Origin of the sequence: Maribacter sp., from assembly GCF_016744255.1 — a bacterium.
Classification (GTDB): Bacteria; Bacteroidota; Bacteroidia; order Flavobacteriales; family Flavobacteriaceae; genus Maribacter_B.
Genome location: NZ_JADGES010000030.1, coordinates 23,410 through 34,525, shown reverse-complemented (window position 1 = coordinate 34,525; position 11,116 = coordinate 23,410). Strand labels below are relative to the sequence as shown.

Genomic DNA, 11,116 nt, shown 5'->3' with positions numbered 1-11,116 from the left:
TGGTAGAATTTATTTTGGTAAAGATTCCAATGCGCAACCAAATCTAATAAGATATATTGATGAGATTGATGGATTTGTTCCCTGGACATGGTTACCCTCACAGGATGTAGGTCATACAGATTCAGCCATGAAAGAGTTTTTTGAAATTATGGGAAAGGATGCTGCTTTTGAAACACCTAAACCAAGTTCACTTATTAAACATTTAATGCAAATTGTTTTGAAAAAAAATGATATTGTATTGGATTTTTTTAGTGGAACATCGACTACTGCCACAGCATTAATGGACTTAAATTTTGAAAATAAGACTAGTAATAAGTTTTTAAATGTTCAATTGGACCAAATGATTGATGATAGTCCAAGGTTTAATACCATAGCTGATATTTCTAAAGAACGTATTCGTAGAACAGGAGAAAAAGTACAAGAAAAAATACAAGAAAAAATTAAAAAATTTAAATCTGAAGTTAAAAGATTGCAAGGTGAATTACCAACAGATGAAACCAAATCTAAAATTGAACAACTTAAATCTAAAATTGAACAACTTAAAAATCAAGATTTGGGCTTCAAAGTTTTAAAACTTTCAGATAGTAACTTCAAGCAATGGCAACAAATAACAGGCAAAGACTCAAAAGCATTAGAAGAACAGATGAAGTTATTTATTGACCCAGTAGCAAAAAATGCCACTACAGAAAATATGGTTTATGAATTATTGCTAAAAAGTGGTAAGGACCTCAATAGCCAAATAGAAGAAAAAGATGGATTTTATTCCATAAACAAAAACGAATTAGTGTTTTTATTGGAACAAGTCAATCAAAAAATCATTGATACAATTATTGCGAGCAAACCTAAAAAAATAATTGCTTTAGACAAACTCTTCAAAGGTAATGACCAATTAAAAACCAACGCTGTATTGCAAATGAAAGATTCAGGTATAGAGTTTAAAACGATATAATATGAAATTAGCGTTTGATTCTAATCTACAATATCAGCAAGATGCTATAAAGTCTATAACAGATTTGTTTGAAGGTCAGCCAATGGAAGATTCTATTATGGAATTTAACCTAAAAGAAGAAGGTACATTAGACTTAATAAATAGTGTAAGTAATAATTTGATTTTGTCTGAAGACCAAATCTTATCCAATCTTCAATCCATTCAAATTGCAAATGAAATAGAGCAATCAACTAACTTAGATGGAATGCATTTTTCTGTTGAAATGGAAACAGGAACAGGAAAAACTTACGTGTATTTGCGAAGCATTTATGAACTAAACAAATTATATGGTTTTAAAAAATTCGTAATTGTAGTGCCTTCTGTAGCAATTCGTGAAGGAGTTTTGAAAAATTTGGAAATAACACACGAGCACTTTCAAAATTTATATGACAATATCCCAGTTAATTTTCAAGTATACGATAGTTCTAAAGTTTCAACTTTAAGAGGTTTTGCTACTACTAATAATATTGAAGTTTTAGTTATTAATATTGATTCTTTTGCCAAAGACCAAAACATAATTAATCAACCGCATTATAGAGCAAACGGGAGAAAACCAATAGAATTTATACAGACTGTAAATCCAATAGTTATTGTGGATGAACCACAAAATATGGAAACAGAAAAACGTATTTCTGCAATTGAAAATTTAAAAGCACTTTGTACGCTTCGTTATTCAGCAACTCATAGAAGTCAATATAATTTAACTTATAGTTTAAATCCAGTAAAAGCTTACGATTTAGGTTTGGTAAAACAAATTGAAGTAGATTCAATAGTAGAAGAAAATGCATTTAATGATGCTTTTGTACAAGTAGATTCAATTAAAGCCACTAAAACGAAAATTACCGCTAAAGTTTCAATTAATATTAACGACAAAGGCGGAGTTAAAAAGAAATCTGTTTCTGTAAAAGTTGGAGACGATTTATATAAACTTTCTAACGAAAGAGAGATTTATGCAGATGGCTATATCATTGAAGAAATAGACGCTACAAATAATTGCATTTCTATTTCTAATGGAAATTTATTGTACAAAGGTGATAGCCAAGGGGGATTGAATGATGAAGTAATGAAATTTCAAATCCGTAAAACAATTGAGGAACATTTGAAAAAGGAAAAACGCCTAAATAAATTAGGAATTAAAGTGCTTTCCTTATTCTTTATTGATAAAGTTGCTAATTACCGACATTACGATTCAGCAGGAATTCAGAACAAAGGTAAATTCGCTGAGTGGTTTGAAGAGATTTATAAAGAATATATTTCTAAACCTGCATTCAAAGAATTAGATAGGTTTTCAGTTGAGGAAACACATAACGGTTATTTTTCGCAAGACAAGAAAGGTAAATTTAAAGATACTTCAGGCGTAACCAAATCAGATGATGATACTTATAGTCTAATAATGAAGGATAAAGAGAAATTACTGAATATAGATAATTCACTTCGTTTCATATTTTCCCATTCAGCATTAAGAGAAGGTTGGGATAATCCTAATGTATTTCAGATTTGTACTTTAAACGAAACCAAATCAGAAGTTAAAAAGCGTCAAGAGATTGGTAGAGGGTTACGTTTAGCTGTTGACCAATCGGGTAAAAGAACTTATGACCAAAATATTAATCGTCTTACAGTAATAGCAAATGAATCATATGATGATTTTGCTAAAACATTACAAAAGGAAATAGAAGATGATTGTGGTGTAGAATTTACAGGTAGAATAAAAAATAAACGTGAAAGGACTGCAATTAAATATAGAAAAGGTTTTGAAGCAGACCCGAAATTCTTAGAAATTTGGGAAAACCTCAAAAAGAAAACAACTTACAGAGTTGATTATAAAACAGATGAATTAATTACGTTAGCTTCAAAAGCCGTTAAGGATTTACCTGAAATCAAAGCACCTTCTATTCGCTCAACAAAAGTCAATATCAATATGACTGATGAAGGTGTAGAAACAATGTATGCAGGAGATAAAGTTGAATCTTATGGTGGTTACTCTTGGGAAATCCCAGATGTTTTGGGCTACATACAAAGCAAAACAGAATTAACTCGTTCTACAATTCAAGAAATTTTAAGTAAGTCCGAACGAATTGGAGATATTTTAATAAATCCACAACTGTTTTTAGATCTAGCAACCCAAGCTATTAAAAGGACTTTATATGATTTGATGATAGATGGAATTAAGTATCAAAAAATCGGTGGCTCAGATTATGAAATGGCTTTGTTTGAAGCGCAAGAATTAGAAGTTTATTTAAACGATTTTTCCTTTAAAGTAGCAGATACTTCCAAAACGATTTATGAAGAGTTTGTGCCTTTAGATTCAGGAGTTGAGAGCAGATTTGCACTGGACTGTGAAACAAGTGACCAAATAAAATTCTATTTCAAACTACCGAATTGGTTTAAGATACCAACACCAATTGGGAATTACAATCCAGATTGGGCTTTAGTTTTTGAAGATGATAAGAAAATTTATTTTGTAGCAGAAACAAAAGATACGGGAACACCAGAAGTTGATTTAGCAAAACTTACAGGAGACGAACAGTTGAAAATCAAATGCGGAAAGGCACACTTTAACGAGTTTGAGGAATTAGAATATAAAGTAGTGAATAAAGTAGGCCAGTTAATTGAATAAAGAAATTAATATTTCATTCTTTTCAATTAAACTCAGGCAATCAAAATTCGATTTTTTAAAATTAAAAACTAGTTACATATCAATGACTTTAATAATAGGTTGCGTTACTAAAGAATATGGTATAGTTGCAGGAGATACGCAACTATCTTTTGGTGATTTGCCAAGAGGTAACTTTGACAGATTAGTGAAGGTTAAAGTTCATCAATATGGTTCAGATTTGATGATGGGCATTCTGGGAAATTGGGGTTATATATCACCAATGAAAGATGGAACAGGAACTCATAAAGACTACTTTAAAACACTTAATAGAGAAATTCAAAAACCGGTTGTTAACGATAAGCATGCTTACCTAAAAATCTTTTTACCAGGAAAACCTATTATTAAGGCAACTGCTATTTGCATCAAAAGAGAAAAGAGTTTTGTTTTAGATTGTGTTACAAGTGATGGCGACTCAACTACGATTAAGACAATAGATATTAATGGCAGAAAACTCATGTTTAATGAGCCTTTTTATAGTACAAGTCCAGATTTCATAGAAAATAGAATTCAAGAATTTTGTGCAGAGCATAAGCTAACAGATGATATTCAAGATTCGATATTTTTATTAAATAATATTATTTTGGAGGTAATCGCAAAGGGTAAAGCATTGGATTTATCGACAAAAGGAGTAACCAGTATGGATATCCCTAATACAGTAGGAGGTTACGTGACAATGCAAGTAATGACAGATGATATTCATCGTATGAATTGTTTGTATAGTGTATACAAAGATTCGAAAGTATTATTAGACGGAACTACTTATCCATTTGCTAGAACTGTAGACCACTCTGGAATAATTAATTATGTGGATAATCTTGCCATGTTGGCGAAAAATTCTGTCAATTCTCATAATGGAATTACGGGAGAACTCAAAGAAGTTTTAGTAAATCAAATGGAGTTTCTTCATTCTAAAGAAATACTTAGTAACGACCTTATAAATAATTTAATCGATGTTATGAACGATAAATACAAGCTAAAACTTGTTAAGATTAAGGAAGATAAAGCAGATGAGTCAATGGTATTATTTTTGGGTGGAGATGAGGCTGAGGAAAATCACGAATTTTATAGGCGATTTATCTAATTGTAATTTTTGACATGCTTAATATAACTTTTATATATTATTTCAGAATGGATTTGGACTGACCTGAAAGCCTTTTAACGTTAACAATAACATGAATGAGGGGGTAGTAGACCACACTTAAACCTTATTTCACAACATTTAATATAAAATTTCACTTATAAGTGAAATTTTTTAATACATTTACCGACTAATGAATGGGATAGTACGACTTAAGCACATTTTTGATTACCAAAAGGTCTGTTACTATTCTGTTGTATTAGACAAGGATGATGTATCCGTTGAAGCGGCACAATCTTTGTTTGAACACTTTGTTGAAGAGCAAACCACAGCAAATCTTGAAAAACTGAATCATATTCTTTCATGGCTGGCAGAAATAGGCAACAAATATGGAGCACAAGACAAGTATTTTAGAGACGAACAGTATCAAGGGGAAGCAATGGGGCTTCCGCCCTATGCAATGGGCCGCCCACCCGTTTACACAGAAGACGATGAAACAGCACCAAACAATTTAAGGCTATATTGTCATCGATTGAACTCAAACGTAGTCATTCTTTTTAACGGCGCAATTAAAACGCAAGACAAAGCCCAAGAATGCCCAAACGTAAAAACACATTTTTTACTAGCAAACCAACTTACAAATATTATAGATCAAGCTTTTCAAGAAAGAGATATCATCTGGATAGATTCGGATACTGATATTAATTATGAAGATGATGTGATTTTATATTATTAACTGAGAGATGAAAAAAAACAAAAACAACATTATAGGAGATTGGTTAGCCGAGTACGGCAATCCAGAAATTGACATTATGGTCAAACATAATTTGGCCATTGCAAACAAGGTTGCTCGTATACTTAAAGAAAAGGGTATGGGTAAAAGCGAGTTTGCTGATAAAATGGGAAAATCTGCTTCTGAGGTTAGCAAATGGTTAAGTGGCACCCATAACTTTACCATTAAAACTATTGCTAAACTAGAGAACGCTTTAGGGGAGGATTTAATACATATTGAAAAAGAGTATAAATACGTACACTTTTATATTTCAGACGCTAAGAAGCAAGCTAAACCATCAAATTATAGCTTTATGTCTGGCTACGCTAGCTAATTATGGCAAAGAAAGAACAAAATCATATTGATCCTGAAAAGATTCATTTATTACAAATTGAACCGTTGGAAGTCTCTATCACAGATTTGAATGAGCCTTTTAAAAATGACGAGCCAATTGATATGAGGATTGCACACATAAGTGCGCATAAACTTGAAGACAAAGCATTCTTGTTAGGTTTAGACCTTATACTAGCGCTAACAGACAGGGAATCAGAGAGTATAGCTCGTTTTCGATATGACTTTCATTTTGTCGTAGATAACTTGGAACAAATGTATAGTATCAAAGAAGATGGAGAACCCACCTTTAAAAAAATTTTCGGGGCAACATTAGCGGGTATCTCATATTCAACTCTTAGAGGTATTATTTTTGAGAAATTACTAAATTCCTCTTGGGGTTCAACAACTATTCCTGTAATCAATCCAAATAAGATTTTAGAAAATTGGATTGAGTTAGAATAAAGCTTTATATCTCTTGCATTAGCCCCTATTAGATAGTAGGTAATGTTATGAGAAGTAAATATTTTTTCCAATATCTGATATACCTCTCCATGGTTGGCAAATGAATAATCTTTATAAGTTAGGTTTGACATACTTATCAAAGATTATTTTGGCGGTTTCTAAATTTCTATCATTGCCACTGTAAACTAGTTCGGCGTAAATTAATAAGGGGTTTACTGCATTTTCGTCTGCATTAAAATATAGTTTTATACTTTTTGCTTTCCAAAAAGACTTGTATGCACTTATGTTCCCGTTTTCATCTGGAATCAGTTTAAATAGTTGCATTAAATCATGTTTATCCCTTGTTGTGTAAATAGAATACTGTTCTGGGTTTATATAATTCGTGAGAAGTTTTGCGCCATATTCCCCTCCCCAGCAAGTTTCTAAATTAGAGCTTGTATCTCCTACTTTAAAATGACCAGAACCAAATGGTCTATAGTTACCTATTTTATGTGCAGGTAATATTTTTTCACAAACCAAAACAATCCATTTTTCTAGTAGTTCTTCTCTCCGAACTAATTGGTACTTTTTTGTGCTATCCCATTTTACAGCGAATCCTTCTTTTAATAATCCATTAATTGTTTTACCTACGCTACCCAATGAAACACAACTGATATCTGCTAAATGGCGATATGTAGCATTTATTAATTCTGGATTTTGAAGTAAATGAAAAATAATTTGACCAGCTGTTTGGGTAAAAATTTCTGAATATGTATTGTGTACAGGCTTTGCGTTATTTTTTTCTACATATAATTTATGCGTACTAGTATTAAGGTATATATTTCCAAAGCTATCAATATAGTTAAAGCCTTTTCTTTTTAAAGCTTCTTTTGCTTTTGGGGTTATGTATTTAGATGCTACTAAAACAGGTAAATCTTTACTTCGTTCTTTAATGAATTGATATACATTTTGTGGTCTTACTTCATTTTTAAATTCAACAAAAGTATTCTCTCCATTTATTTCGTATATTTTTTCTTCACTTTCTTTATCATGAGATAAATAGTGTATCTCTGTTTCAAAATCAAGTGCTTCAAACCACTCATTTAAATATATGGTACTTAACATTTGTTCATTTTTTTACAATGTTCATGTTACATGAACAATCAAATATAATGAAAATATACGATTTAAGATGGAAAAGTTTATATTAACAAGAGAAGAATTATATGACTTAGTTTGGAGCAAATCTATAAGTGCAATCGCTAAGGAGTTTCAGATAGAACCACAACGGCTAAAAGAAATTTGTGAGGAGAATGATATACCATTGCCAAGCAGAGGACATTGGTCAAAAGTTAGGTTCCATAAGAAAGTAGAACAAACCCCACTTTCTAAAATAGATAATGGAGTTACTGGTATAAGCCTCAAGACTAGAAAATTTAAAACTGATTACCAAAAGCGAGCTTTTGAGTTAGAACAACGAAAGGAATTAAAGTTTAGAGTGCCAGGGAGAATCTCAACATATCATCCTTTGGTGAATGCTTCAAAAAAACTACTAGAGGATATTGACAATAGTGAGGATAATTTTAGATTTTGGAAAGTAGCTCAGGAGCAAGATATATTACCAATTCATACAAATGTAAAGTTAAGGGCAAGGGCTTTACGATTTATGAATACCTTAATATGTGTTGTAGAAGCAATGGGGTATACTATAGTTTTTGATTGTAATACGGTTCATGTAAAAATGTTTGGGCAAAAAACCGAAATAAACCTACGGCAAAAGGTATATAGAATTCGAGAGAAGGACAAAACTGGATGGAGTAGGCAGTCTTGGAAAGAGTCTGATAAGCTTGAATTTCAGGCTGGCCCATCATTCAATCAAAAAAAATGGATAGACAACACTAAACGAAAAATTGAAGAGTGTTTACCTGAAATAATAGCATGGATAGAGAAAGACTGCAGTTATTGGCATGACTTAAGAGCTAAACAGGCTATTGAAGAAAATAAAAGATTGTTGGTGCAACAAAAGCATGAAGCTATAAAGGCACAGCAAGAACAAGAACAGGCGAAAGTGAGTCAATTATTTTCTGATATAGAAAATTGGAATAAGGCAGAATTAGGAAAGCGTTATCTCGATGAAATGGAGAAACAAGCTATTCTGGAGAATCAGTTGAATCCAAATATTAAAGATTATATAGTCTGGGCAAGAAAAGTTGTGTCTAAATTAAATCCACTCATTGACAGAGACTGGTCAAACCAGTAAAGCTGCAGCATCGTCTAAAACGGAACTTCCCAGTTCTTTTAAATATACTTGAGTGGTTGTAATGTCTTTATGACCTAATGATTCGCCAATAACATCAGTGGCAACTCCTTTTTGTTTTAGGCAATTAGCAAAACTATGTCTAGCAACATAGCTAGATAATGACTTATCAATACCAGTTATTTTAGCAATTTCTTTTAATTCATAATTGTATTTTGCCAAAGTTTTCTTTTTTCGATTATTAATCTGGTTAGGGGTGAGTCCGTCTTTTAATAAAATGGGAAAAACATATTTTGTGGGTAGGGAATACTCTTTATAATAGTCGAGAATTTCACGAACAGGAGGAAGAATACTAATTACAAATCGTCCTTTAGTTTTATTTCGAATGTAGGATATAGCTTTGGAATCAATATTATTCCATTTTAATTCCATCATATCTGTATAGTTCATTCCTCTGGTATAAAAACTAAAAACAAAATAGTTTCTAGCCTCCGCAAGTTGTGGATATTTAGAAATATTAAAATTTATAATTTTGGTAACCTGCTCATAATCTAAAGCTTTTTTAATTCCCTGACCTTTAAGTTTTGATATTTTATAGGTTTTGAAAGGATGGTTAATGTCTTTAATAATACTCCTTTCTATTGCTTTGTTATATAATGCTCTTAATGTACGTTGCTTAATACTGATACCGCCGCCAGTACCACCTCTAGAACGAAGCCATGCTTCATATTTGTTTAAAAAGGAATTGGTTATGTCTTGGAACCGTATTTTTTTAAATCCGCAGAATTGTTTTAAAGATTTCATGGTCTCTTCATACATAATTGCATTACCCATTCTTCCAGCTAATTTCATTTCTGAGATTATTTCTTCCCAAAAAGGAAAAACATAATCATTTGCAGGATTGCTATCTACTCTAAAACGTTGACTGAAATCATCTAAATTGAAATACTCTTTTTCAAAATCAAGTTCTGAGTACACTTTTAATGCTCTCGCTTTTATTTTCAATAGCAACCTATTATTTTGGATGTAGTTAGTTTTCTTTTTATTGAAACAACCTGAAGAAGCATCCCATTCTTTTTCAGAACTTTTATAAATAGTGTTGAAATATTTCGTTTTTCTATTTTTAGTAATTCGTAAACAGATAGGATAAGTGCCATCTGAAAGGCCTTTTTTTCGTAAAACAATCTTAATACTTGACATAACATTTAGTTTTGTGGGTACAACATAGGTACAACAAATTGGATTTTAGAAACATATTTGATGACAGTTGATGCAAAGTTACAAAACATAACTAACTGATAATCAGTCTAAATGATAGCTAATGACGCTAAATGCAATGTAATTTTAATCGCCTGTCACGCAGGGGGTCGCGGGTTCGAGTCCCGTCCAGACCGCAAAAAGCCTCATAGAAATATGAGGTTTTTTTAGTTTCTATTAAATAGATTTTAAGAGGAATCTGATACAAATCCAGATATATTTTTTATTTTACCAGTTTAGTTGTATATTCGATTTCAATACTAAACCGATTTAGTTAAATTTGAAGAAGATTTTTTTAAAGGATATCGCCAAAGAGTTGAATCTGTCGAAGACAGCGGTGTCTCTAGTTCTCAATAATAGAGGTGATGAAAATAAGATTAGCAAAGACACCCAAAAAAGGATTTTAGATTTTGCAAAAAAAAACAACTATCGTCCTAATCAGATGGCAAGAGGGTTGAGTTTAGGGAAAAGTGAGACTATTGGATTAATAGTGCCAAATATTTCTGATATTTTTTATGCCCGGATAGCTCATTTTGTAGAGATTAAGGCTAAAGAATATGGGTACAATGTTGTTTTTAGTAGCTCAAACGAAAATACGAAGACCGAAAAGGAGCTAATCTATTCAATGTTGAATAGGCAAGTAGATGGGTTAATCATCGCTTCAACTCAGAAAAATAAAGAGGATATTTTAAAGTTACGAGAGATTAATTTTCCATTTGTCTTGATTGATAGGCATTATCCAGACATTAAAACTAATTTCGTAATAGTAGATAACCTTGGTGGGGTTAAAAATATGACCAATCACCTCTTTGAAAATGGACGAAGAAAAATAGGACTAGTCAGTGTTAAAAGTCAGCTAGATGCCTTGCTGCAAAGGCGATTGGGTTATGAACTAGCACTAACTGAAAATGAATTAAAAATAGAGAATAACTATATAAAAGAAATAGAACCTTTTAATTTTCAGGTTGAAATGAAAGGAGCAATCAAGGATATGGTGCAAGGACCCAATAAAGTAGATGCTATAGTGTTTACAACCCATTACCTGGCTGCTTCTGGACTTCGTGAACTTAAGTTATTGAATATAGAAGTTCCGAGTGATGTGGCAATCATAAGTTTTGATGAGTTGGGTGCATTTGATTTAGTTGACCCTCCGATAACTGCTAGCAAACAACCCGTTGATGCCATGGGGAACGAAGCTGTGGAAATTTTGGTGAACGAAATTGAAAAGAAAAATATAGAGATTGAAAATGAAAGGGTTTTGAAAACGAAACTCCTGATTAGAAAATCTTGTGGAGTATAAAATTTATTAATTAACTAAACCGATTTAGTAAAAA

The 11,116-nt window shown here is 31.8% G+C and carries 10 protein-coding genes; 8 read left to right on the top strand and 2 right to left on the bottom strand.

Annotated features, from left to right (window positions below):
• From QZZ51_RS07245 to QZZ51_RS07220, 6 genes are all read left to right on the top strand, one after another.
• Nucleotides 1–949, top strand: a 949-nt coding sequence (locus QZZ51_RS07245) for a DNA methyltransferase (protein WP_291867951.1), incomplete at its 5' end; no start/stop codon positions are given.
• A gap of 1 nt (nucleotide 950) precedes the next feature.
• Nucleotides 951–3,605 carry a DEAD/DEAH box helicase family protein gene (locus QZZ51_RS07240; protein ID WP_291867949.1) on the top strand — a complete coding sequence of 885 codons (2,655 nt, stop codon included), beginning with the start codon at nucleotides 951–953 and terminating at the stop codon, nucleotides 3,603–3,605.
• Nucleotides 3,598–4,725 (top strand): hypothetical protein, encoded by a 1,128-nt coding sequence (locus QZZ51_RS07235; RefSeq protein ID WP_291867947.1) that lies wholly within the window; start codon nucleotides 3,598–3,600, stop codon nucleotides 4,723–4,725. Before QZZ51_RS07240 ends, QZZ51_RS07235 begins: the two co-directional genes overlap by 8 nt.
• A gap of 190 nt (nucleotides 4,726–4,915) precedes the next feature.
• Nucleotides 4,916–5,458 carry a hypothetical protein gene (locus tag QZZ51_RS07230; protein WP_291867944.1) on the top strand — a complete coding sequence of 181 codons (543 nt, stop codon included), beginning with the start codon at nucleotides 4,916–4,918 and terminating at the stop codon, nucleotides 5,456–5,458.
• Between the two features lie 7 nt (nucleotides 5,459–5,465).
• Nucleotides 5,466–5,828 carry a helix-turn-helix transcriptional regulator gene (locus QZZ51_RS07225; RefSeq protein ID WP_291867941.1) on the top strand — a complete coding sequence of 121 codons (363 nt, stop codon included), beginning with the start codon at nucleotides 5,466–5,468 and terminating at the stop codon, nucleotides 5,826–5,828.
• A 2-nt stretch (nucleotides 5,829–5,830) separates the two neighbouring features.
• Nucleotides 5,831–6,289, top strand: coding sequence for a hypothetical protein (locus QZZ51_RS07220; RefSeq protein WP_291867938.1), 459 nt, complete (start codon nucleotides 5,831–5,833; stop codon nucleotides 6,287–6,289).
• Nucleotides 6,290–6,400: 111 nt separating this feature from the next.
• Here QZZ51_RS07220 and QZZ51_RS07215 read toward each other — a convergent pair whose 3' ends face one another.
• Nucleotides 6,401–7,393, bottom strand: a complete 993-nt coding sequence (locus QZZ51_RS07215; protein WP_291867935.1) for a type IV toxin-antitoxin system AbiEi family antitoxin — start codon at nucleotides 7,391–7,393, stop codon at nucleotides 6,401–6,403.
• A gap of 67 nt (nucleotides 7,394–7,460) precedes the next feature.
• On the opposite strand from QZZ51_RS07215, the gene QZZ51_RS07210 reads away from it, so the two are divergent.
• Nucleotides 7,461–8,528: a hypothetical protein gene (locus QZZ51_RS07210; protein ID WP_291867932.1), complete on the top strand. Its 1,068-nt coding sequence runs from the start codon at nucleotides 7,461–7,463 to the stop codon at nucleotides 8,526–8,528.
• Here the strand turns inward: QZZ51_RS07210 and QZZ51_RS07205 are convergent.
• Nucleotides 8,517–9,725, bottom strand: a complete 1,209-nt coding sequence (locus QZZ51_RS07205; protein WP_291867930.1) for a site-specific integrase — start codon at nucleotides 9,723–9,725, stop codon at nucleotides 8,517–8,519. The genes QZZ51_RS07210 and QZZ51_RS07205 overlap by 12 nt on opposite strands.
• A 337-nt stretch (nucleotides 9,726–10,062) precedes the next feature.
• On the opposite strand from QZZ51_RS07205, the gene QZZ51_RS07200 reads away from it, so the two are divergent.
• Nucleotides 10,063–11,082 (top strand): LacI family DNA-binding transcriptional regulator, encoded by a 1,020-nt coding sequence (locus tag QZZ51_RS07200; protein ID WP_291867927.1) that lies wholly within the window; start codon nucleotides 10,063–10,065, stop codon nucleotides 11,080–11,082.
• Nucleotides 11,083–11,116: the final 34 nt, after the last annotated feature.

Bases quoted from the DNA above. Each gene is read 5' to 3' on its own strand.
- QZZ51_RS07240 (WP_291867949.1), top strand. From the start codon at position 951: ATGAAATTAGCGTTTGATTCTAATCTACAATATCAGCAAGATGCTATA.
- QZZ51_RS07210 (WP_291867932.1), top strand. From the start codon at position 7,461: ATGGAAAAGTTTATATTAACAAGAGAAGAATTATATGACTTAGTTTGG.
- QZZ51_RS07205 (WP_291867930.1), bottom strand. From the start codon at position 9,725: ATGTCAAGTATTAAGATTGTTTTACGAAAAAAAGGCCTTTCAGATGGC.
- QZZ51_RS07220 (WP_291867938.1), top strand. From the start codon at position 5,831: ATGGCAAAGAAAGAACAAAATCATATTGATCCTGAAAAGATTCATTTA.
- QZZ51_RS07225 (WP_291867941.1), top strand. From the start codon at position 5,466: ATGAAAAAAAACAAAAACAACATTATAGGAGATTGGTTAGCCGAGTAC.
- QZZ51_RS07230 (WP_291867944.1), top strand. From the start codon at position 4,916: ATGAATGGGATAGTACGACTTAAGCACATTTTTGATTACCAAAAGGTC.
- QZZ51_RS07215 (WP_291867935.1), bottom strand. From the start codon at position 7,393: ATGTTAAGTACCATATATTTAAATGAGTGGTTTGAAGCACTTGATTTT.